Origin of the sequence: Klebsiella sp. CN_Kp104 (genome assembly GCF_040064515.1) — a bacterium.
GTDB classification, from domain to species: domain Bacteria; phylum Pseudomonadota; class Gammaproteobacteria; order Enterobacterales; family Enterobacteriaceae; genus Klebsiella; species Klebsiella aerogenes.
In genome coordinates, this window is record NZ_JBEAII010000028.1 from 24,148 (window position 1) to 45,835 (window position 21,688).

The 21,688-nt window shown below is 56.0% G+C and carries 20 protein-coding genes; 12 read left to right on the forward strand and 8 right to left on the reverse strand.

Annotated features, from left to right (window positions below):
* Window positions 1-88: 88 nt before the first annotated feature.
* The 3 genes from ABLU80_RS13655 to ABLU80_RS13665 all read left to right on the forward strand — a co-directional run bounded on the left by ABLU80_RS13655 (window position 89) and on the right by ABLU80_RS13665 (window position 5,059).
* Window positions 89-859, forward strand: coding sequence for a helix-turn-helix transcriptional regulator (locus tag ABLU80_RS13655; protein WP_045360624.1), 771 nt, complete (start codon window positions 89-91; stop codon window positions 857-859).
* Between the two features lie 123 nt (window positions 860-982).
* Window positions 983-2,716: an alpha,alpha-trehalase gene (locus ABLU80_RS13660; RefSeq protein WP_047063551.1), complete on the forward strand. Its 1,734-nt coding sequence runs from the start codon at window positions 983-985 to the stop codon at window positions 2,714-2,716.
* 222 nt (window positions 2,717-2,938) lie between these two features.
* On the forward strand, window positions 2,939-5,059 hold the full coding sequence (locus ABLU80_RS13665) for a TonB-dependent siderophore receptor (protein WP_213796034.1): 2,121 nt from the start codon (window positions 2,939-2,941) through the stop codon (window positions 5,057-5,059).
* Window positions 5,060-5,105: 46 nt separating this feature from the next.
* Here the strand turns inward: ABLU80_RS13665 and emtA are convergent, their stop codons facing one another.
* A complete protein-coding gene (gene emtA, locus ABLU80_RS13670) occupies window positions 5,106-5,717 on the reverse strand; it encodes a membrane-bound lytic murein transglycosylase EmtA (protein ID WP_015366071.1) in 612 nt (203 codons plus the stop codon).
* Window positions 5,718-5,812: 95 nt separating this feature from the next.
* Between emtA and ldcA the strand changes: the two genes are divergently transcribed.
* Both ldcA and ABLU80_RS13680 read left to right on the forward strand, forming a co-directional pair.
* Entirely contained in the window at window positions 5,813-6,727 is a 915-nt protein-coding gene (ldcA, locus tag ABLU80_RS13675) for a muramoyltetrapeptide carboxypeptidase (protein WP_045365685.1), read from the forward strand.
* A gap of 90 nt (window positions 6,728-6,817) precedes the next feature.
* Window positions 6,818-8,551 carry a potassium/proton antiporter gene (locus tag ABLU80_RS13680; RefSeq protein WP_260841348.1) on the forward strand — a complete coding sequence of 578 codons (1,734 nt, stop codon included), beginning with the start codon at window positions 6,818-6,820 and terminating at the stop codon, window positions 8,549-8,551.
* Between the two features lie 16 nt (window positions 8,552-8,567).
* Here ABLU80_RS13680 and dadX read toward each other — a convergent pair whose 3' ends face one another.
* Together dadX and ABLU80_RS13690 are read right to left on the reverse strand one after the other, a co-directional pair.
* The gene (gene dadX, locus ABLU80_RS13685) at window positions 8,568-9,638 is read right to left on the reverse strand and encodes a catabolic alanine racemase DadX (protein WP_032705940.1); all 1,071 of its coding nucleotides are present in this window, start codon (window positions 9,636-9,638) and stop codon (window positions 8,568-8,570) included.
* A gap of 9 nt (window positions 9,639-9,647) precedes the next feature.
* Window positions 9,648-10,946 carry a D-amino acid dehydrogenase gene (locus ABLU80_RS13690; RefSeq protein WP_015705841.1) on the reverse strand — a complete coding sequence of 433 codons (1,299 nt, stop codon included), beginning with the start codon at window positions 10,944-10,946 and terminating at the stop codon, window positions 9,648-9,650.
* A 321-nt stretch (window positions 10,947-11,267) separates the two neighbouring features.
* Between ABLU80_RS13690 and ABLU80_RS13695 the strand changes: the two genes are divergently transcribed.
* Window positions 11,268-12,800 (forward strand): SpoVR family protein, encoded by a 1,533-nt coding sequence (locus ABLU80_RS13695; RefSeq protein WP_015705842.1) that lies wholly within the window; start codon window positions 11,268-11,270, stop codon window positions 12,798-12,800.
* 52 nt (window positions 12,801-12,852) lie between these two features.
* Here the strand turns inward: ABLU80_RS13695 and fadR are convergent, their stop codons facing one another.
* A complete protein-coding gene (fadR, locus tag ABLU80_RS13700; protein ID WP_015366064.1) occupies window positions 12,853-13,572 on the reverse strand; it encodes a fatty acid metabolism transcriptional regulator FadR in 720 nt (239 codons plus the stop codon).
* A 235-nt stretch (window positions 13,573-13,807) separates the two neighbouring features.
* Between fadR and nhaB the strand changes: the two genes are divergently transcribed.
* From nhaB to ABLU80_RS13715, 3 genes are all read left to right on the forward strand, one after another.
* Window positions 13,808-15,358 carry a sodium/proton antiporter NhaB gene (nhaB, locus tag ABLU80_RS13705; protein WP_045411499.1) on the forward strand — a complete coding sequence of 517 codons (1,551 nt, stop codon included), beginning with the start codon at window positions 13,808-13,810 and terminating at the stop codon, window positions 15,356-15,358.
* Between the two features lie 130 nt (window positions 15,359-15,488).
* On the forward strand, window positions 15,489-16,019 hold the full coding sequence (dsbB, locus tag ABLU80_RS13710) for a disulfide bond formation protein DsbB (RefSeq protein WP_015705844.1): 531 nt from the start codon (window positions 15,489-15,491) through the stop codon (window positions 16,017-16,019).
* Window positions 16,020-16,138: 119 nt separating this feature from the next.
* Window positions 16,139-16,483, forward strand: coding sequence for a DUF1971 domain-containing protein (locus ABLU80_RS13715; RefSeq protein WP_015366061.1), 345 nt, complete (start codon window positions 16,139-16,141; stop codon window positions 16,481-16,483).
* Between the two features lie 521 nt (window positions 16,484-17,004).
* Here ABLU80_RS13715 and ABLU80_RS13720 read toward each other — a convergent pair.
* The 3 genes from ABLU80_RS13720 to ABLU80_RS13730 form a co-directional block, all read right to left on the reverse strand.
* On the reverse strand, window positions 17,005-17,451 hold the full coding sequence (locus ABLU80_RS13720; RefSeq protein ID WP_015366058.1) for a YcgN family cysteine cluster protein: 447 nt from the start codon (window positions 17,449-17,451) through the stop codon (window positions 17,005-17,007).
* 93 nt (window positions 17,452-17,544) lie between these two features.
* Window positions 17,545-18,204, reverse strand: a complete 660-nt coding sequence (locus ABLU80_RS13725) for a fumarylacetoacetate hydrolase family protein (RefSeq protein WP_032705943.1) — start codon at window positions 18,202-18,204, stop codon at window positions 17,545-17,547.
* Between the two features lie 17 nt (window positions 18,205-18,221).
* Complete coding sequence (locus tag ABLU80_RS13730; protein WP_026612271.1) at window positions 18,222-18,503, reverse strand: YcgL domain-containing protein; 282 nt, start codon at window positions 18,501-18,503, stop codon at window positions 18,222-18,224.
* Window positions 18,504-18,629: 126 nt separating this feature from the next.
* Between ABLU80_RS13730 and minC the strand changes: the two genes are divergently transcribed.
* The 3 genes from minC to minE are packed head-to-tail and all read left to right on the forward strand — an operon-like array spanning window position 18,630 to window position 20,440.
* A complete protein-coding gene (gene minC / locus ABLU80_RS13735; protein WP_015366055.1) occupies window positions 18,630-19,331 on the forward strand; it encodes a septum site-determining protein MinC in 702 nt (233 codons plus the stop codon).
* A gap of 23 nt (window positions 19,332-19,354) precedes the next feature.
* Window positions 19,355-20,167, forward strand: coding sequence for a septum site-determining protein MinD (gene minD, locus ABLU80_RS13740; RefSeq protein ID WP_015366054.1), 813 nt, complete (start codon window positions 19,355-19,357; stop codon window positions 20,165-20,167).
* 3 nt (window positions 20,168-20,170) lie between these two features.
* Window positions 20,171-20,440, forward strand: coding sequence for a cell division topological specificity factor MinE (minE, locus tag ABLU80_RS13745; protein WP_015366053.1), 270 nt, complete (start codon window positions 20,171-20,173; stop codon window positions 20,438-20,440).
* 96 nt (window positions 20,441-20,536) lie between these two features.
* Here minE and rnd read toward each other — a convergent pair whose 3' ends face one another.
* A complete protein-coding gene (rnd, locus tag ABLU80_RS13750) occupies window positions 20,537-21,652 on the reverse strand; it encodes a ribonuclease D (protein ID WP_348850131.1) in 1,116 nt (371 codons plus the stop codon).
* Window positions 21,653-21,688: the final 36 nt, after the last annotated feature.

Here is a 21,688-nt window from a genome sequence, read left to right on the forward strand (position 1 = left end):
CACCTCCCTCGTCAAAGGCGCCATTGTAGGGAGCGGCAAAAACGGCGATTATAAATATAATGACATTTAACATCGAGAATCAGACATTATGGCATGGCTCAGCGCGGATGCATCCTTTGACCCTGATACGCTCAGTGCGCCGCTGATTGGCGTACAATCCACGCTTAACGGCGATCATGACGACGGTCTGCATCGTCATCAAATGGGGCAGATGTTATTTACCCGTCAGGGTTGTATCCGGCTGACGCTAAATGATGGCGCGCTATTGTGTATGTTACCGCCGACCCGCGCGGCGTGGATCCCCGCAGGCGTGACGCACCGCGCCCAAATGCAGCACATCGTTGATTACCGTTCGGTGTGGTTCGCCAATACGCATTATCCCGAGTTACCCGCCGCCCCGGCCATCCTCAACGTTACCCCGCTGCTGCGCGAGTTGCTCGAACGCATTAGCGCCAGCCCATGGGATACTGACTGGCAACAGGGCCCGGCCCGGCACCTGGCGGCGCTCTGCGTGGCGGAAATCGGCGCGGCAAAACATGAGCCGATGATGCTAACGCTACCGCAGGATAAACGTCTGCGCCATCTCAACGGCCATGGGCAACCGCCGCAGCTTCAGCAACTGGCGGCGCAATGCGGCGCCGGAGAAAAGACCATCAGCCGCCTGTTTCAACGTGAAACCGGCATGTCATATCAGCAGTGGCGCCAACAGTGGCGGCTGATGAAAGCCGTTGAGCTATTGGCCAGCGGTCAACGCATTACGGATGTCGCCCAGGCGCTGGAGTTTGCCAGCGATAGCGCCTTTATCTACTTTTTCCGCAGCCAGACCGGCAAGACCCCCGGACAATACATCGCCAGGTAAATAGTCTGTTTTCGGTCAAAATGTTAACTCCAACACGCGAAGCGGCCGATATTCGGCTAAGGTTTTCTGATGGCCGTTCGCAGTGGCGCGAAGTCAGCAAAACGCAAAAATGGAGAATTATCGATGACGAGATCGGTTCTACGTCGCCCGGAAACCCTGACCTACCTTATTCAACTGGCACTGGGAGGCGCAATATTAAGCCTGGCGACATTCGCCGCGCAGGCAGATGACAACACCTCCCCGGTACCGCAATCGCCTGATGAACTATTAGGCCCGCTGTTTAACGACGTGCAGAGCGCGAAACTATTCCCTGACCAAAAAACCTTCGCTGATGCGGTACCGAACAGCGATCCGCTGATGATCCTTGCCGACTATCGAATGCAAAAAAGCCAGGCCAGCTTCGATCTGCGCCATTTCGTCGAGATCAACTTCACCCTGCCGCGTGATAACGATCAGTACGTGCCGCCGAAAGGGCAAACTCTGCGTCAACACATCGATGGGCTATGGCCGGTATTAACCCGCAGCACCGTCGAGGTCGAGAAATGGGATTCGCTGCTGCCGCTGCCGAAACCTTATGTGGTACCCGGTGGACGCTTCCGCGAGGTTTATTACTGGGATAGTTATTTCACCATGCTGGGCCTCGCCGAAAGCGGGCACTGGGATAAAGTGGAAGACATGGTGGCCAACTTCGCCGCCGAAATAGACCGCTGGGGCCATATTCCAAACGGCAACCGCAGCTACTATCTGAGCCGTTCGCAGCCGCCGTTCTTCTCCTTTATGGTTGAGCTGCTGGCCAGCCACGATGGCGATCGGGCGCTGAAGACCTGGCTGCCACAGATGGAAAAAGAGTATCGCTATTGGATGGAAGGCGCCGATGCGCTAACGCCCGGCAAAGCCAATAAACGCGTGGTGCGTATGGAAGATGGCGCGCTGCTTAACCGCTACTGGGATGATAACGATACGCCGCGCCCGGAGTCCTGGCTGGACGATGTCACCACCGCCAAAAACAATCCTAACCGCCCGGCCACCGAAATCTATCGCGACCTACGTTCCGCCGCGGCTTCCGGATGGGACTTCAGCTCTCGCTGGATGGATAATCCGCAGCAACTGGGGACTATCCGCACCACCAGCATCCTTCCTGTCGATCTCAATGCGCTGATGTTCCACATGGAAAAAACCATCGCCCGCGCCAGTAAGGCCGCTGGCGACAGCGCCAAAGCCGGACAGTACGATGCGCTGGCGAACGCCCGTCAGAAAGCGCTGGAAAAATATCTGTGGAACGATAAAGAAGGCTGGTATGCCGATTACGATCTGAAGAGCCATAAAGTCCGTAATCAGCTGACCGCCGCGGCGCTGTTCCCGCTGTACGTCAAAGCGGCCTCCAGCGAACGCGCCGCGAAAGTCGCCGCCGCCGCCGAAAGCCGCCTGCTGAAGCCCGGCGGCCTCACCACGACCACGGTCAATAGCGGCCAGCAATGGGACGCGCCAAACGGCTGGGCGCCGCTGCAGTGGGTGGCGGTGGAAGGCCTGCAGAACTACGGTCAGAAAAAGGTGGCCATGGAGGTCACCTGGCGCTTCCTCAGCAACGTCCAGCACACCTATGACAGCAAGCAGAAGCTGGTAGAGAAATATGACGTGAGTTCAACGGGTACCGGCGGCGGCGGCGGTGAATACCCGCTGCAGGACGGCTTTGGCTGGACCAATGGCGTGACATTAAAGATGCTCGACCTGGTTTGCCCGCAGGAAAAACCGTGCGATGCCCTGCCGGCGACCCGGCCGACGCAGACAGAAAGCGCCACCGGCCAACAGCCAGCCGCGAACGATGCCGTGGCGTCTGCGGAGAAAAAAGCCCAGTAATCCCCCTGCGCGCGGCTATATCTTCGCCGCGCTTTTCCATCGACGTCACCTCACCATCCGCTCGACAGCCAGCAAAATGTCTTCTTGCTCTGAGGAGGACTATTTTGCTTGATCATGCAAAAGCAAACGATAATAATTCGCATTATTTTTAACGAAAAAGCATTTCGTTTATTTCCGCGGCGGCGCACAGGAGTGCCAGACCGCGCTATTCAGGATTATGGCATGATCTCCTCTGTTTACTTCAAACGCTCCGCGCTGGTGTGCGCCCTCGCGGCCGCCTTCCCTCTCGCCGCGCAGGCGGAAGATACTCTAATCGTTACCGCAAAGCCTGACGACTCCGCCAGCGCGCAGACACAAGGCTATAGCGCCAAAACGTCAACCGGCGCCACGAAAACCGATCAGCCGTTGATAACTACCGCTCAGTCGGTATCGGTGATCACCCGCCAGCAGATCGCCGATCAGGGCGCCAATACCGTAAGCCAGGCGCTCCAGTATACGCCGGGGGTTTATTCCAGTTTTGGCGGCGGCGCGACGCGCTTTGATACCATCTCGCTGCGCGGCTACCACGGCGGCGACGTCGATAACCTGTTCCTTGACGGCATGCGCCTGATGAGCGACGGCGGCAGCCATAACGTGCTGCAGATCGACCCATGGTTTATTGAGCGTGTCGACGTCATCCGCGGCCCCTCTTCCGCCCTTTATGGCCAGAGCGTACCGGGCGGGGTGGTCAATTTGACCTCCAAACGGCCGCAGTTCAGCCAGCAGGGTCACTTTCGCCTGACCGGCGGCACGCAAAATACCAAGGGCGCGGCCTTTGACTATACCGACGCCATCAATGACCAGTGGGCCTGGCGGCTCATCGGCATGACCCGCAGCAGCGATACGCAGTATGACCATACCCGCGAAGAGCGCTACGCGATTTCGCCTTCCTTGCTGTGGCAGCCGGATAGCGATACTTCACTGCTGTTGCGCGCCTACCTGCAAAAAGATCCCTCAGGCGGCTACCACGGCTCTCTGCCGCTGGATGGCACCCGTTACGCGCACAACGGCCGTAAACTTTCACCCAGCACCAATGAAGGCGATCCGGGCGATGGCTACCAGCGCCGCGAACAGATCTACAGTTACGAGTTCAACCACCAGTTTAACGATGTCTGGTCGGCCTACTCCGCGGGCAGCTATACCCATACAAATGTCTCGCTGGATCAGGTTTATCAGGTTGGCTGGGTAGGTGACAGCGACATGCTTTCCCGCGGCTACAGCGGTTCCCGCGGTTCGTTGGACGCCTGGTCAACCGATAACCGCCTGCGCGCCGATTTTACGACCGGTGAACTGGCGCATACGCTGATCCTCGGCGCTGAGTATCATCGCTTCCGCAACGATTTGTGGACCGGCGCCGGCAACGCGGCGCCGCTCAACCCGTTCACCGGCTATACGCCGCAAACCGGGCATACCATCACCTACAGCGATAATAATAATCGCCGTTATTACCAGACCGGGCTTTATCTGCAGGATGAGATGGTATGGAACCGCTGGCATCTTGATGTTTCCGGGCGCTACGACCGCATCGTTTCACAGCAGGTTAGCGACACCTCAGGCACGTCGAACCGCCGCTCCGACGATCACATCAGCGGCCGTGCCTCGCTGCTGTACGCGCTCGATAACGGCCTTTCGCCCTACTTAAGCTACAGCCAGGCGATTACCCCGGCGATGCTGCCGGGCGCCGATGGTACGTTATTAAAACCCACCACCGCCGAACAGGTAGAGGCTGGCTTGAAATTCCAGCCGCCGGGCAGCAGCGATTTGTATAGCATCGCGATATACGACTTGACGCAAAAGGATGTCGCCACCCGCGACCCGAACATCGCCACCGCCACCTATATTCCCGCCGGGAAAGTGCATTCGCAGGGCGTAGAGCTGGAAGCACATAACCAGATTACGCCGCAATTGAGCACTATTGCCTCTTATACCTGGAATCGCCTGCGCTTCCAGGACACGAAAGACGGCACCGATAGTAATACGCCGCAGCTGTCGCCAGATCAGATGGCCTCGTTCTGGGCGCGCTATCAATTGCCGGCGGGCATTACTGTTGGCGCGGGCGTGCGCTATATCGGTAAACAGTGGGCTGATGACGCCAATACCGAACGTTTACCGTCAGTCACCCTGATAGATGCGATGGCGCGCGCCGACCTCGGAGCGTGGTCGACAGCGATGAAAGGCGCCTATATTCAGGTTAACGCGAATAATATCGGCGATCGTGAATATCTTTCCGGCTGCTACGGCACCGGCAACTGTTACTGGGGGGCTGAACGTAGCGTCACGGCAACCGTGGGCTACGATTTCTGACAACGTTGCCTCCGGGCACCTCCCGGAGGCAACGCAAGGATAGGAATTACATCGCGTCCAGCGCTTTCTGCAGTTTCCAGATATAGCGCGGCGCCTGTGGGGCAGGATGCTTTTTCGCCACGTGTTCAAAGAACTCATCGGCATCGAGATCGTTAATCTCGTCAATAGCGTCCTGGCGATTCGACGAGAAAGTACGCAGCAGCGCGCCCGCGCCGTTGGCATAAGAGACCACCACCGCATAGCGCATCACCTGCGGGTCTTTAATCCCCGCCAGCGGGCCGTTTTCCAGGATACTCAGGTAAGCGGCCCCCATCGAGATATTGCGTTCCGGATTCTTCAGCTCGCTTACCGAAGGCTGACCACGCCACCCCATCCGTTGATAGACATCGCGCCCGGAGGTCGACGGCTTCAACTGCATCAGCCCGACCGCGCCGGATTTACTGACCACCGAGGGATTACCGCCGGACTCAATCGCGATGATCGCCGTTATCAGCTGCGGGTCAACCCCCCACGCGGCGCCGGCTTTTTCGCTGATCGGCATCCACTGCATCGACCGCTTCACCGGGACTTCCGGGTTCCACGGCGGATTGGTGTAATCGTGCTTCGAGCTACAACCGGCCAACAATACAAATAAAAAAACAAACCATCTCAATTTCACACATCTATCCTTATTGGCTGAAGTTTGCCGCACGGAGATGACAATACACGTTCCAGGCGGCATGATAACCCTTTCATTCTTTGCAAGGAATTGCCATGTCTCAGTTTTATCTGGTCGCCCCTTCCGGTTACTGTATCAATCAACAGGCTGCGGCCCTTGGCGTGGCCCGTCTGCAGGAGGCCGGTCATCAGGTACTGAACCAACAGGCGATCTCCCGTCGACAGCAGCGTTTCGCCGGCAGCGACAGCGAACGCCTGGCCGATATTAACCAACTTGCGGCCCTCGAGGGAAAAAACCGCATCGTGCTGGCGGTACGCGGCGGCTATGGCGCCACCCGGTTACTACCGCAAATCGACTGGCCGGCATTGTCCGCGCGCCAGCGGCAGGATCCGCTGCTTATCTGCGGCCACAGTGATTTCACCGCCATCCAGATGGGACTGCTGGCTAAAGCCAACGCTATCAGCTTCAGTGGGCCGATGTTAGCGGGCAATTTCGGCGCTGAAACCCTGAATGCGTTTACTGAACATCACTTCTGGCAGGCGCTGCGCGAACCGGAGTTTACCCTCGAATGGCAAAGCGATGGCCCAACCTGCCGCGCCGAAGGCACCCTGTGGGGCGGCAATCTGGCGATGGTCACGTCGCTCATCGGCACGCCGTGGCTACCGCAGATTGACGGCGGTATTCTGGTGCTTGAGGATATCAACGAACACCCGTTCCGCGTAGAGCGTATGCTGCTGCAGTTGCTCAACAGCGGGATCCTTGCCCGCCAACGGGCCATTGTGCTCGGCAGCTTTACCGGGGCGCAACCCAACGACTACGACGACGGTTACGATCTACCCACCGTCTACGCCTGGCTACGTCAGCAACTCGCCATCCCGCTGCTCACCGGACTCGAATTCGGTCATGAACAGCGCACCGTGACTTTGCCTCTCGGCGCACGGGCACGGCTGGTCAACAACGCCTCTGTCGCAACGTTAACGATAAGCGGCCATCCGGTGCTGGCGGAATAAAAATTCCTCTGCGCGAGTATCCTGAAAACGCGCGGATTGTTAAAATGGTGTAATTTTCACCCCTTCACGCTGACAAGGAGTACGTGAACATTGGACGCCGCTGCGGTCATTAGTCTGTTTATCCTGGGTTCTGTTTTAGTAACCTGCAGTATTTTATTGAGTTCTTTCTCCTCGCGCCTCGGCATCCCGATTCTGGTTATCTTCCTCGCCATCGGTATGCTGGCAGGCGTTGACGGTATCGGCGGCATCCCTTTCGATAACTATCCCTTCGCCTATATGGTGAGTAACCTCGCGCTGGCGGTGATCCTGCTGGACGGCGGTATGCGCACCCAGGCCAGTTCGTTTCGCGTGGCGCTCTGGCCAGCGCTATCGCTGGCGACGGTCGGCGTGCTGATAACCTCCGCCCTTACAGGGATGATGGCGGCATGGCTGTTCAAGCTCGATTTAATCGAAGGGCTGCTGATCGGCGCCATTGTCGGCTCCACCGACGCGGCAGCGGTCTTCTCGCTGCTCGGCGGTAAAGGGCTTAACGAGCGCGTCGGCTCGACCCTTGAAATTGAATCCGGTAGTAACGACCCGATGGCGGTATTCCTCACCATTACCCTGATTGAAATGATCCAGCAGCATGAAGCCGGTCTGAGCTGGGTGTTTGTGGTGCATATCATTCAACAGTTTGGTCTGGGCATCGCTATTGGTCTTGGCGGCGGCTATTTGCTGCTGCAGATGATTAACCGTATTGTCCTGCCCACCGGGCTCTACCCGCTGCTGGCGCTAAGCGGCGGGATTATGATTTTTGCCGTCACCACGTCTCTTAACGGTAGCGGTATCCTCGCGGTCTATCTCTGCGGTTTCCTGCTCGGTAATAAACCCATTCGCAACCGCCACGGCATTCTGCAAAACTTTGACGGCCTGGCGTGGCTGGCGCAAATCGCCATGTTCCTCGTCCTGGGTCTGCTGGTGACGCCGTCCGACCTGTGGCCGATCGCGATTCCGGCGCTACTGCTGTCAATGTGGATGATCTTCATCGCGCGTCCGCTGTCGGTATTCGCCGGCCTGCTGCCGTTCCGCGGTTTTAATCTGCGCGAGCGAGTGTTTATCAGCTGGGTCGGATTGCGCGGCGCGGTGCCGATTATCCTCGCTGTTTTCCCGATGATGGCCGGGCTTGAGAACGCACGGCTGTTCTTTAACGTCGCCTTTTTCGTAGTGTTGATTTCACTGCTACTTCAGGGCACCTCGCTCTCCTGGGCGGCGAAAAAAGCGAAAGTCGTGGTACCACCGGTCGGTTGGCCTATCTCACGCGTCGGGCTGGATATCCATCCGGAAAATCCGTGGGAACAGTTTGTCTACCAGTTGGGTGATGATAAATGGTGCGTTGGCGCAGCGTTGCGCGACCTCCACATGCCGCCGGAGACGCGCATCGCGGCACTCTTCCGCGACAACGTACTGCTGCATCCTACCGGCAGCACGCGGCTGATGGATGGCGATATTCTTTGTGTTATCGGCCGCGAGCGCGACCTGCCGGCGTTAGGTAAAATGTTTAGCCAGTCGCCGCCGGTTTCTCTCGATCAGCGATTCTTTGGCGACTTCATCCTCGATGCGGAAGCTAAATTCGCCGACGTGGCGCAGATCTACGGCCTCGACGGCGGCGAGGAGTTTCGCGAGCATCAGCAGTCGCTGGGCGATGTAATACAGCAACTGTTAGGCGCCGCGCCGGTCGTTGGCGATCAGGTGGAGTTTGCCGGTATGGTGTGGACGGTCGCGGAAAAAGAAGACGATCACGTACTGAAGGTGGGTGTGCGGGTTGCGGAAGATGAGGCGGAATGATCCGCCTCACACAAAGTTACACTGTCACTACCGGCACGCGTGGCGCCAGGGCGCACATTAATTCATAACCGACGGTGCCGCTGGCCGCAGCGACATCGTCAATCTTAATCTCCTGTCCCCATAACTCGACCGGCGCGCCAATACCCGCATGCGGGCAAGGCGTCAGATCTACCGCCAACATATCCATCGAAACACGCCCGACGGTGGTGGTACGTACCCCGTCGACCAGCACCGGCGTGCCGCTCGGGGCGACGCGCGGATAGCCGTCGGCATAACCGCAGGCGACAATGCCGATGCGCTGTTCACCTGCGGCCTGATACAACCCACCATAGCCCACCCGTTCGCCGCTTTTCAGCGTCTGTACGGCAATCACCTCACTACTAAGGGTCATCGCCGGTTTCAGGCCGCTATTGGCAATATCCCGCCACTGGCCCGACGGCGATGCGCCATACAGCACAATTCCCGGACGCACCCAATCAAAGTGCGCTTCCGGATGCCACAACGTGGCCGCTGAGTTCGACAACGAACGCGGGCAGTCCAGCCCCTCCGCCGCCTGTTCGATACGGCGCATGGGCTCCGCGATGCCCTCCGGGTTTTCCGCATCAGCGAAATGCGACATCAGCGTCATTTCACCGACGTTGGCGAGCGATCGCAGCTGTTGCCAGACGGTATGCACTCGCTCGGGCATAAAGCCCAGCCTATTCATACCGCTATTCACTTTAAGATAGATATCCAGCGGCGCATGCAGTTTAGCCTGCTGCAGGGCTTTAATTTGCCAGTTGCTGTGTACGCTGGTGGTCAGACGATACTTATCAAGCAGCGCCAGTTCATCGGCGTGAAAGAACCCTTCCAGCAGTAGAATCGGCCCTTTCCAGCCCTTTTCCCGCAGCAGGATTGCCTCTTCGAGATTGAGCAATGCGTATCCATCTGCGGCGTTCAGCGCCTGCCACATCCGCGCCAGGCCGTGGCCATAGGCATTCGCCTTCACCACCGCCCAAACTCGCGCCCCAGGGGCGGCGCGGCGAACAATCTGTAAATTCTGACGTAAAGCCGACAGATCAATGCTGGCTTTTACCGGACGAGACATGGAGGCTCCTTAGTTATGCACGCCGTGCAGATGCTGAGCGCGAGCCGGCGTAAAGCCCGGGCTGTAACGCGCCACGGCCAGATCATCATAAGGGATCGCCGGCGTACGCCCGGAGATCAGGTCGCTCAGAAGCTGCCCGGACCCGCAGGCCATGGTCCAGCCCAGCGTACCGTGCCCGGTGTTCAGCCACAGGTTTTTGTACGGCGTACGGCCAACCACCGGCGTACCATCCGGCGTCATCGGCCGCAGGCCGGTCCAGAAGGTGGCCTGCTCAACGTAGCCGCCGCGCGGGAACAGATCGCGAACCACCATCTCCAGCGTCTCGCGGCGCGGCTTCAGCAACTCTTTATTGAAGCCGACAATTTCCGCCATCCCGCCAACGCGAATACGCTTATCGAAGCGGGTAATGGCGATTTTGTAAGTCTCATCAAGGATAGTCGATACCGGCGCGCCGCTCTCTTCGGCAATCGGAATAGTCAACGAGTAGCCTTTCAGCGGATAGACCGGGATATCCACCAGCCCTTTGAGCATCGCGGTGGAGTAAGAACCAAACGCCATCACGTAGGCGTCGCCCTTAATAATTTCTTCGCCACATTTCACACCGGCGATTTGATCGCCTTCGTAAAGCAGCGCATCGACGGCGGTATTAAAGCGGAAAGTCACCCCTGCCGCCTCGGCCATCGCCGCCAGACGGGTGGTGAAGAGCTGGCAATCGCCGGTTTCATCGTTTGGCAGGCGCAGGCCGCCGGTCAGTTTATGGCTGACTTCCGCCAGCGCCGGTTCGACTTCGCGCAGGCGGTTGGCTTCCAGCAGTTGATACGGCACACCGGCCTCTTCCAGCACGGCGATATCGCGAGTGGCGTTTTCATACTGTTTTTCGGTGCGGAAAAGCTGCAGGGTGCCCCCCTGACGGCCTTCATACTGGATACCGGTGGTTTCACGCAGCGCTTTCAGGCAATCACGGCTATATTCCGCCAGGCGCACCATACGCCCTTTGTTTTCCATATAGTGGCGGGTATCGCAGTTACGCAACATCTGCCACATCCACTTGAGCTGGAACTGCGTGCCGTCAAGGCCAATCGCCAATGGCGCATGGCGCTGGAACATCCATTTAATCGCCTTCAGCGGCACGCCCGGCGCCGCCCACGGCGCCGCGTAGCCGGGAGAGATCTGCCCGGCGTTGGCGGCGCTGGTTTCTTCAGCGGGCCCTGGCTGACGGTCGATAACCGTCACCTCATGTCCCGCCTGGCTTAAATACCAGGCGCTCGCTACCCCAACCACCCCACTTCCCAGTATGACGACTCGCATAGCCACTCCGTAATAGTTAAAGAACAATCATCTAATTACAAATTGATAACCCAGATGAAAATATTATTCAACATACGCTTTATTTATGGTGACTTATCTCACACCAAACCGCACCAGCACTGACACCAGAGATTTACGATCTCCTGCTGCGCTTTATTTTTCCTCAGTATAAAATGCTGCACAAATGTTAAATTAAGGCCTTTAGGATTGTGAAATCGCGAAGAAAAGAAATTACCCGCAGACGCAGTTTGTTATGGCGTGTTCTATGCTTGATAAGAGGTTCTCCACAAAGAGAGAACCACCAACAACGAGGGCGCGCTAATGGCTACGATTGATTCCATGAACAGGGACACCACCCGGTTAAGCGATGGACCCGACTGGACTTTTGAACTGCTGGAAACCTATCTCGCCGAGGTCGATCGGGTGGCGAAGCTGTATCGTCTTGACACCTATCCGCATCAAATCGAGGTGATCACCTCCGAACAGATGATGGACGCCTACTCCAGCGTCGGGATGCCGATCAACTATCCCCACTGGTCGTTCGGCAAAAAATTTATCGAAACCGAGCAGGCATATAAACACGGTCAGCAAGGTCTGGCCTATGAGATAGTCATCAACTCCAACCCTTGTATCGCTTATTTGATGGAGGAGAACACCATTACCATGCAGGCGCTGGTGATGGCGCACGCCTGCTATGGGCACAACTCCTTCTTTAAAAACAACTATTTGTTCCGCAGCTGGACCGATGCCAGCTCAATCATCGACTACCTTATATTCGCGCGTAAATACATTACCGAATGTGAAGAGCGCTACGGCGTCGATGAAGTCGAAAAATTGCTCGACTCCTGCCATGCGCTAATGAACTACGGTGTCGACCGCTACAAACGCCCGCAGAAAATATCGCTGCAGGAGGAGAAGGCGCGACAGAAAAGCCGCGAAGAGTATCTGCAAAGCCAGGTGAACATGCTGTGGCGTACTCTGCCAAAACGGGAAGAGGAAAAAGCCATCGAGGCGAGCCGCCGTTATCCTTCCGAACCGCAAGAGAACCTGCTGTACTTCATGGAGAAGAACGCGCCGCTGCTTGAGTCCTGGCAGCGCGAGATCCTGCGTATCGTGCGTAAGGTCAGCCAGTATTTTTATCCGCAGAAACAGACTCAGGTGATGAACGAGGGTTGGGCGACATTCTGGCACTACACCATCCTCAATCATCTGTATGACGAAGGAAAAGTGACAGAGCGCTTTATGCTGGAGTTTCTGCACAGCCACACCAACGTAGTGTTCCAGCCGCCCTACAACAGCCCGTGGTACAGCGGGATCAACCCCTACGCGCTGGGTTTCGCCATGTTCCAGGATATTAAACGTATCTGCCAGTCGCCAACGGAAGAAGATCGCTACTGGTTCCCGGATATCGCCGGTTCCGATTGGCTGGAGACGCTGCATTTCGCCATGCGCGATTTTAAAGATGAGAGCTTTATCAGCCAGTTCCTGTCGCCGAAGGTGATGCGCGATTTCCGCTTGTTCACCGTACTCGACGACGACCACAATAATTACCTGGAGATTTCCGCCATTCATAATGAGGAAGGCTATCGGGAAATTCGTTCTAAGCTGTCGGCGCAGTATAACCTCAGCAACCTCGAACCGAATATTCAGGTCTGGAACGTTGACCTGCGCGGCGACCGTTCGCTGACGCTGCGCTATGTGCCGCACAACCGCGTGCCGCTGGATAAGAGCCGCCGCGAGGTACTCAAACACGTTCACCGCCTGTGGGGCTTTGACGTGATCCTTGAGCAGCAGAATGCCGACGGCAGCGTTGAGCTGTTGGATCGCACGCCGCCGCGGCAGAACGCGCTGTAAGGCTGAAAAAAATGCCCGGATTTTCCGGGCCTTTTTATAGAGTGAGCCGTACTTAGCGCATATTAATGGCTAAATCGCCGGGCAGCGTTTTTTGCATCCGATGCCAGATCTCGCCGCTGTTGTGGCCATAGGCGCGGACGATTTCGTACACTTTATCGTGCTGACTTTCTTCGCACACTTTCGCCAACTGGTGATAGAAACCCAGCGCCAGGCTACGCGCTTCCGGATTAGCAAAATAGTGACGGCCGATGCGGGTATACAGCCCCTTCATGCCGTTGAGGATCAGACCGTAGATCGGGTTGCCGGAGGCAAACGCCAGACCGCGGAAGATGTTGTAATCCAGCTCGGCGAAAGCGTCGGCATGATCTTCAACTTCACGGGCGGTAGACAGTACCTCCAGCGCTTTGTCCGGGTGCTGGCGGAAGGCGGTACGAATAAAAATCGTCGAGATATTGGTTCGCACCGACAGTAAGTTATCAATCAGTTGCGGCACGCTATCGTGGTCGAGGCGCGCCAGCGTCTCAAGAATATTCAGTCCGGAGGTTTCCCAGAAGTTGTTCACCTTCGTCGGTTTACCGTGCTGGATAGTCAGCCAGCCATCACGGGCCAGACGTTGCAACACTTCGCGCAGAGTTGTTCGGGTCACACCAATCAGTTCAGAAAGTTCACGTTCAGCAGGGAGAATAGATCCAGGCGGGAAACGGTTATTCCAGATACTTTCAATGATGTACTCTTCCGCGAAACCCGCAGGGCTTTGCGCCTTAATGACCATAGTAAGATTTCCATTACACAGCGTTGCAAATTGCACTCATCATACCAGAGCAGTCATACGCCAGATAGCATCTGAAAGTAATTAAAAGGGGATCGCCGTTTCATTTTCAGCTTTTGCTTAACGCCTTCCATTACCTGTCATGCGCCGCGAAGAAAGTTGCTTCCCTTTTTACTCAACTGGTAATCTTGCAATAGTTACGCATAAAATCATGTTGTTTGACGGAAGGACCTCTGTCGTGGAAATGTCTTATGGCCGCGCCCTGTGGCGCAATTTTCTTGGCCAGTCGCCAGACTGGTACAAGCTTCTGCTGATTATCTTCCTGGTGGTTAACCCGCTGGCGTTTTATCTGCAACCGTTTGTTGCCGGTTGGCTGTTAGTGGTGGAGTTTATCTTCACCCTGGCGATGGCGCTCAAATGCTACCCGCTGCTGCCAGGCGGACTGCTGGCGATAGAAGCGGTGCTGATCGGTATGACCAGCCCCGAACATATCCGCGAAGAGATAGCCAATAATCTCGAAGTCCTGCTGTTGCTGATGTTTATGGTGGCCGGGATCTATTTCATGAAGCAGCTATTGCTGTTTATTTTTACCCGTCTGTTGCTGGGGATCCGCAGCAAGATGCTGCTGTCGCTGGCCTTCTGCCTTGCGGCCGCTTTTCTCTCCGCCTTCCTCGACGCGCTCACCGTTGTGGCGGTGGTCATTAGCGTGGCAGTAGGCTTTTACGGCATTTATCATCGCGTCGCCTCCGCGCGGCCTGATGATAACGACATGCTTGATGACAGCCACATCGATCAGCATTACCGCGACGTGCTCGAACAGTTCCGCAGCTTTTTACGCAGCCTGATGATGCACGCCGGCGTCGGTACCGCCCTCGGCGGCGTGATGACCATGGTCGGCGAACCGCAGAACCTGATTATCGCCAAAGCCGCCGGCTGGCACTTCGGTGAGTTCTTCATTCGTATGTCGCCGGTAACCCTGCCGGTTATCGTCTGCGGCCTGATAACCTGCTTGCTGCTGGAAAAATTCCGTCTGTTCGGCTATGGTGAGCCGCTGCCGGTCCCAGTGCGCAAAGTATTGCAGGATTTCGACGACCGTAGCCGCCAGAGCCGCAGCCGCCAGGATCGGATGCGCCTTATCGCTCAAGGGATCATCGGCGTGTGGCTGATTGCCGCCCTCGCCCTGCATCTGGCGGAAGTTGGCCTGATTGGCCTCTCTGTCATCGTGCTGGCGACCACCTTTTCCGGCGTGACCGACGAGCACGCCATCGGTAAAGCCTTTACCGAAGCGCTGCCGTTTACCGCCCTGCTGACGGTGTTTTTCGCCATCGTAGCGGTGATTATCGATCAGCATCTGTTTGCCCCAGTGATTGAGTTCGTCCTGCAGGCTTCGCCTCACGCTCAGCTATCGCTGTTCTATCTGTTTAACGGCCTGCTGTCGTCCATCTCCGATAACGTCTTTGTCGGTACGGTCTATATCAACGAAGCAAAAGCGGCGCTGGAGCATGGCGTTATCAGCCTGCAGCAGTTTGAAATGCTGGCGGTCGCCATTAATACCGGTACTAACCTGCCTTCCGTCGCCACCCCCAATGGCCAGGCCGCGTTTCTGTTCCTGTTGACCTCGGCGCTGGCGCCGCTGATCCGCCTCTCTTATGGCAGAATGGTGTGGATGGCGCTGCCTTATACCATCGTGCTCACGCTGGTCGGCCTGCTGTGCGTCGAAACGCTGCTAATGCCGGCCACCCAGTGGATGCTCAGCCACGGCTGGTTGACCACGCCGACACTACCGTAATTGCGCAGCCGTTACCCGGGTCCGCCCGGGTAACGAATATTCATTTACGTAATATTTTCCGACTAGCGGATGGCGTCGCGGTAGTTTTCGTTTACACTGCCATGATTTAGCATGTTCCAGGGAAATGATTATGTTGCAATACTTAAACCAGTGCTCACGGGGACGCGGCGCCTGGCTCTTGATGGCGTTAACCGCTTTTATACTTGAATTAGTGGCGCTGTGGTTCCAGCACGTGATGCTGCTGCAGCCCTGCGTGTTGTGTATTTATGAACGCTGCGCTCTGTTTGGCATTATGGGCGCTGGTCTGGTGGGCGCTATCGCGCCGAAAACCCCGTTGCGCTACGTCGCGCTGCTGATCTGGCTGTACAGCGCCCTGCGCGGTTTGCAGTTAGCCTGGGAACACACCATGATTCAGCTGCACCCTTCTCCGTTCCAGACCTGCGATTTCGCCGCGCGTTTCCCGACGTGGCTGCCGCTGGATAAATGGCTGCCGCAGGTATTCGTCGCCACCGGCGATTGTTCCGTGCGCCAGTGGGAATTCCTGACGCTGGAGATGCCGCAGTGGCTGGTAGGCATCTTTGCCGCTTATCTGGTCATCGGTCTGCTGGTGCTGATCGCTCAGCCATTTAAGGCTAAAAAACGCGATCTGTTCGGCCGTTAAGTTATCCTGCCAGATAGTAAACGCTCCTTCGGGGGCGTTTTTTATGCCTGTAAGTTGACGACGCCCCTTTAAAGATGCATATTAAATACACCTTATATACATCCACTGAGGAGCTCACCATGTCTCACCTGCGTATCCCGGCTAACTGGAAAGTTAAACGCTCCACTCCGTTCTTCACTAAGGAAAATGTTCCGGCGGCGCTGCTCACCCATCACAATACTGCCGCTAACGTTTTCGGTCAGCTGTGCGTCATGGAAGGAACGGTAACTTACTACGGTTTTCATGACGAGCAGGCTACCGAGCCGGAGGTGAAGGTCGTCATTAACGCCGGGCAGTTCGCCACCAGCCCACCGCAGTATTGGCACCGTATCGAGCTCAGCGATGATGCCCAGTTCAATATTAACTTCTGGGTTGAGGATGAAAGCCACGGCGAAGACGGCCTGTTCCACGCAAAGAAAAGCTAATCCCCTGATGCGCAAGCGGTTGATCATCGACGTCCGGATGTTTAAAGTCGTTACCCGAAAGGCTCGTCTTGTTTGAGTCTGAAATGGGATAAGTCACCATGAGCATAGTCTGGTATATGACGCTAATCTGCATTGTCGTCGCGTATTTAATGATGAGTTTCCTGCCCATCTGATCGCCGCAAGCAGTCACCGCGCCGGGGTGACCTGGCAGCTCGTCAACGCCCTCTCAGCCCGGCCACCGCGCCGGGTCTATTTTTTTCTACATCTGCTTTACAAATATTCCTAAAGTTCCCCGCCCCCGCGCCGATGATGAAATGCCAAACACACCTGGTGATGATGACTTAAATGTGGGGTTTCCGATGAGTAGAAACGGCTGGCGTTCGCTTAGTGTTGTTATTTTTCCATGCGCTTTATTGTGGGCGGGGATTATCTGGCTGGCATTGAGAATGATGGGATATTAATGCGAACAAAGAACCGGGCCGCGCAGGCAGGGAATGCCCGGTTCTAATATTTTGATGAGTTTACTGAGCCCAATCCGGTTTATTTAAAATATGGTCCTGCCAGTCGACGACGGTGGACTCTTTTACCGCAATATGGCGCACGGAAATACGTTCGCCGTGCATCGCCACTTTTGAGCCGGTCAGCAGCGGGTGCCAGTGCGGCAGCGCTTTACCTTCCGCCAGCAGGCGATAGGCGCAGGTGTGCGGCAGCCATTCGAAGGTCGGCAGATTATCACGCGTGAGTTTGATGCAGTCCGGTTCGTACTCGAAGCGACGCTCGTAGTTACGGCACTGGCAGGTTTTGATGTTGAGCTGACGGCAGGCGACGTTGGTAAAGTAAATCTCGTCGGTATCTTCATCCATTAGCTTATGCAGGCAGCACTGTCCGCAGCCGTCGCACAGTGATTCCCACTCCGCGTCGGTCATTTCATCCAGTGTTTTTTGTTGCCAGAAAGGTTGTTCGCTCATTGGGATGTCCGTCATTACAATTCAGGATGCACCTTATAACCAGTCTGGCACGCCGATGCAAGTTTTGCCGCCCCAAAAGGCGGCAAGCGGACGTTACAGCACGCGGGTGGACAACGTCAAACCATTGAAGCCGACTTCCAGCTCATCGCCGCTGGCGAGCGGCCCGACCCCCTCCGGGGTCCCGGTCAGAATGATATCGCCCGCTTTCAGTGTAAAGAAGCGCGACATATAGGCAATGAGCGGTACGATCTTATGAATCATATCCGCAGTCGTCCCCTGCTGGCGAACTTCACCATTAATCTTCAGGCTTAGCGGCATATTTTGCGGATCGCCGTTGAACTCGGCGGCAGGAATAAAACCGGAGATTGGACAGGCGTTATCGAACCCCTTAGCTTTCTCCCACGGTTGCCCGGCCTTTTTCATCTTGCCCTGAATATCACGCAGGGTGAGATCCAGCGCCACGCCATAACCAGCAATCGCCTTACGCACGTGGTCTTCGCTGGCCTGGCGCAAGGTGCTGCCGATCAGCACCGCCAGTTCAACCTCATGATGCACCGAGCCCAATCCTTCAGGCAGTACCAACGGCTGGCGGATATCGCATAGCGCCGTTTCAGGTTTAATAAACAGCACCGGTTCTTCCGGCATCGCGCTGCCCATCTCCTTAATATGTTTTGCGTAATTACTGCCAACGCAAACCACTTTGCTCACCGGATAATCCAGTAACTCACCCTGCCAGTTATGATGTTGGTACATTATTTTCCCTCAATGGGTTAATCGGATTTATTCCCCTGTTCCGCGAGGTGTTTCTTAAGTAGATTCTCAGGAGGGGGAGGAAGTTGGAGGTAATAGCCCTGATCGACGAGCGCTTGTTTTACTTTTTCGAGGTCAGCGTTAGCCAGCGTCTTGCGCCCGTCGAGCGGCAGCAGCATGGTCATCTGCGGGGTGCCGAAGCTTGCCATCAGTTCCGGCGGGACGCGCGAGAAATCGTCCTTTTTTTCGACATATAAATAGGTTTGTTCACGTTTAGTACTTCGATAGATCACACAAAACATAGTTTTACTCGGAATTAGACCCGTGGTCACTTGCCTCAATATATGAGTGACTATAACATGCCTTTTAGTCTTCGGAATATCACCGCACTTCGGCGGATGATAAACAGCAAATTGAGTAAGGCCAGGATGTCAAATACGCCAATCGAACTTAAGGGCAGTAGCTTCACCTTATCTGTCGTTCATTTGCACGATGCAAATCCCGAGGTTATTCGTCAGGCGTTAGAAGACAAAATCGCCCAGGCTCCCGCTTTTTTACGTCATGCACCGGTCGTGGTCAACATCAGCAGTATTGAAGAGAGCGTCGACTGGCGCCCGATGCATGAAGCTATCGTCGCCACCGGTTTACGCATCATGGGGGTGAGCGGTTGTAAAATTTCCCGCCTGAAAACGGAAATCGACCGCGCCGGGATCCCGCTACTGACGGAAGGAAAAGAGAAAATCGTTCGTCAGGCGCCGCCGCCGGAACCCGTTGAACCGCCACCAGTTGCTACGCCGATCACAAAAACGCGTTTGATTGATCTGCCGGTACGTTCCGGTCAGCGCATTTATGCGCCACACTGTGATCTAATTGTTACAAACCATGTGAGTGCCGGAGCGGAACTTATCGCTGATGGTAACATCCATGTGTATGGCATGATGCGGGGACGTGCGCTGGCTGGCGCAAGCGGCGACAGAGATGCCCAAATATTTTGTACTAACCTCTCGGCGGAACTGGTGTCCATCGCAGGGGAATATTGGCTGAGCGATAACATCCCAGCTGAATTTTATGGCAAAGCGGCGCGCCTGCGTTTAGGCGACGGCGCTTTGACAATTCAACCGTTCAATTAATCCCTTTTTAACAAGGAATTTCTATGGCACGCATTATTGTTGTGACTTCGGGTAAAGGGGGCGTTGGTAAGACCACCTCCAGCGCGGCCATCGCTACTGGTTTGGCCCAGAAGGGAAAGAAAACTGTCGTTATCGACTTCGATATCGGCCTGCGTAACCTCGACCTGATTATGGGATGCGAGCGTCGGGTGGTTTATGACTTCGTCAACGTTATCCAGGGCGATGCCACTCTCAATCAGGCGCTAATCAAAGATAAGCGTACTGAAAATCTCTATATCCTTCCGGCTTCTCAGACCCGTGATAAAGACGCGCTGACCCGCGAAGGCGTAGATAAAGTTCTGGAAGAACTGAAAAAGATGGACTTCGATTTTATTGTCTGCGACTCCCCGGCAGGCATCGAAACCGGCGCGCTAATGGCGCTGTACTTCGCTGACGAAGCCATCATCACCACTAACCCGGAAGTCTCCTCCGTACGCGACTCCGACCGTATCCTTGGCATTCTGGCCTCCAAATCCCGTCGCGCGGAAAATGGCGACGAGCCGATTAAAGAGCACCTGCTGCTGACGCGCTACAATCCAGGCCGCGTGAACAAAGGCGACATGCTGAGCATGGAAGACGTGCTGGAAATTCTGCGCATCAACCTGGTGGGCGTGATTCCGGAAGATCAGTCTGTTCTGCGCGCATCGAACCAGGGCGAGCCGGTGATTCTGGATACCGTTTCAGATGCGGGTAAAGCCTATGCGGATACAGTGGATCGTCTGCTCGGAGAAGAACGTCCTTTCCGCTTCATCGAAGAAGAGAAGAAAGGTTTCCTCAAACGCCTGTTCGGAGGATAAATTATGGCATTACTCGACTTTTTTCTCTCGCGAAAAAAGAACACGGCTAACATTGCGAAAGAACGCCTGCAAATCATCGTCGCGGAGCGCCGCCGCGGCGACGCGGAACCGCATTACCTGCCGCAGCTGCGCAAAGATATCCTGGAGGTCATCTGTAAATACGTGCAGATAGACCCTGAGATGGTCAGCGTTCAGCTGGAACAGCGTGATGGTGATATTTCGATTCTCGAGCTGAACGTGACCCTGCCAGAAGCTGAAGAGTCGAAACCCTGACCTTGTTGTCGCATTAACGGCATCTCGCCGTAGTATTAAAAAAACCGGTCACGCAACGTGCGGCCGGTTTTTTTATGGCCTGAAGGGCGCTCAGGATTAGCGCGGGTAGTTGTTAAGCAGCGCGTTCAGACGCTCGGCCATCAATTCACCGCGCCAGCCGGAAACCAGCTCCGGCTCGCCGTTTTTGGTTTTCTGCTGCCAGTGCCAGTTCAGCAGTTGGTTGATCTGGCGGCGAGACGCCAGTAGTTCGGCGCTCACGCCCTTCTCGGCGCTCACTTCCTGTACCAGCGCTTTAATATCTTTAAAGGCTTTGCGGTATCCCGGCATATCGATCAGGTTTTGCAATGGCTCAGGCAGCGCAGATTCCGGCAAGGCCTGCGCTTTCTCAACCAGGCTAATCAACGTTTTGCCGTGGAAGCGAATTTCGCTACCGGATAAACCCAGACTATCAAGCTCACCGAGGCTGGTCGGCATATAGCGCGCCACGCTCCACAGATGCTCTTCGCGTACCACAAAGTTCACCGCCAGGTTACGCTCGCGCGCTTTGCGCAGACGCCACTCCGCCAGCAACTGCAGGCAGCCCAGCTGACGTGTACGCAGTTGCCAGGCATTGCCGATTTCCCGCCACGCCTCCGCCGGGTCAAGGACTTCCTGACGGCGCTGCTGCATCAGGTGGCACTCGTTCAACGCTGCCGGCAGCCAGCCCGCATGGTCGGTTTCCGCCATTAATTTGCTGGCGATCGGCAACAGATACCAGACATCGGCGGCCGCGTATTCGCACTGACGCTCGGTCAACGGTCGGGCCAGCCAATCGGTACGCGATTCGCTTTTGTCCAGCGCGACGCCGGAATACTCTTCAACCATTGAAGCAAAGCCCCACGACATCGGGCGCCCGCAGAAAGCGGCCAGAATCTGGGTGTCGATCAGCGGCTGCGGCATCAGGTTGAATGCGTTGAGGAAGACTTCTAAATCTTCGCTGCCCGCATGCAGATATTTGGTGACATTTTGGTTAAGCAGCAGCTCGCGCATCGGCGCCCAGTCGTTGATGGTCAACGGATCGATCAGAGAAACCTGTTTGCCGTCGAACAGCTGCAGCAAACCAAGCTGCGGATAGTAGGTGCGGGTGCGAACAAACTCGGTATCCAGCGCAACCGCGGGCGCCGAACTTGCCGCTTCACAGATAGCGCGCAGGCCATCGTCGGTGGTGATCATCTGATAGTTCAAATCATACTCTCTTAACTTGCGCCC

Coding starts and splice junctions, on each gene's coding strand:
- ABLU80_RS13655 (WP_045360624.1), top strand. CDS start 89: ATGGCATGGCTCAGCGCGGATGCATCCTTTGACCCTGATACGCTCAGT.
- ABLU80_RS13660 (WP_047063551.1), top strand. CDS start 983: ATGACGAGATCGGTTCTACGTCGCCCGGAAACCCTGACCTACCTTATT.
- ABLU80_RS13665 (WP_213796034.1), top strand. CDS start 2,939: ATGATCTCCTCTGTTTACTTCAAACGCTCCGCGCTGGTGTGCGCCCTC.
- ldcA (WP_045365685.1), top strand. CDS start 5,813: ATGTCTCAGTTTTATCTGGTCGCCCCTTCCGGTTACTGTATCAATCAA.
- dadX (WP_032705940.1), bottom strand. CDS start 9,638: ATGTCTCGTCCGGTAAAAGCCAGCATTGATCTGTCGGCTTTACGTCAG.
- ABLU80_RS13690 (WP_015705841.1), bottom strand. CDS start 10,946: ATGCGAGTCGTCATACTGGGAAGTGGGGTGGTTGGGGTAGCGAGCGCC.
- ABLU80_RS13695 (WP_015705842.1), top strand. CDS start 11,268: ATGGCTACGATTGATTCCATGAACAGGGACACCACCCGGTTAAGCGAT.
- fadR (WP_015366064.1), bottom strand. CDS start 13,572: ATGGTCATTAAGGCGCAAAGCCCTGCGGGTTTCGCGGAAGAGTACATC.
- dsbB (WP_015705844.1), top strand. CDS start 15,489: ATGTTGCAATACTTAAACCAGTGCTCACGGGGACGCGGCGCCTGGCTC.
- ABLU80_RS13715 (WP_015366061.1), top strand. CDS start 16,139: ATGTCTCACCTGCGTATCCCGGCTAACTGGAAAGTTAAACGCTCCACT.
- ABLU80_RS13720 (WP_015366058.1), bottom strand. CDS start 17,451: ATGAGCGAACAACCTTTCTGGCAACAAAAAACACTGGATGAAATGACC.
- ABLU80_RS13725 (WP_032705943.1), bottom strand. CDS start 18,204: ATGTACCAACATCATAACTGGCAGGGTGAGTTACTGGATTATCCGGTG.
- ABLU80_RS13730 (WP_026612271.1), bottom strand. CDS start 18,503: ATGTTTTGTGTGATCTATCGAAGTACTAAACGTGAACAAACCTATTTA.
- minC (WP_015366055.1), top strand. CDS start 18,630: ATGTCAAATACGCCAATCGAACTTAAGGGCAGTAGCTTCACCTTATCT.
- minD (WP_015366054.1), top strand. CDS start 19,355: ATGGCACGCATTATTGTTGTGACTTCGGGTAAAGGGGGCGTTGGTAAG.
- minE (WP_015366053.1), top strand. CDS start 20,171: ATGGCATTACTCGACTTTTTTCTCTCGCGAAAAAAGAACACGGCTAAC.
- rnd (WP_348850131.1), bottom strand. CDS start 21,652: ATGATCACCACCGACGATGGCCTGCGCGCTATCTGTGAAGCGGCAAGT.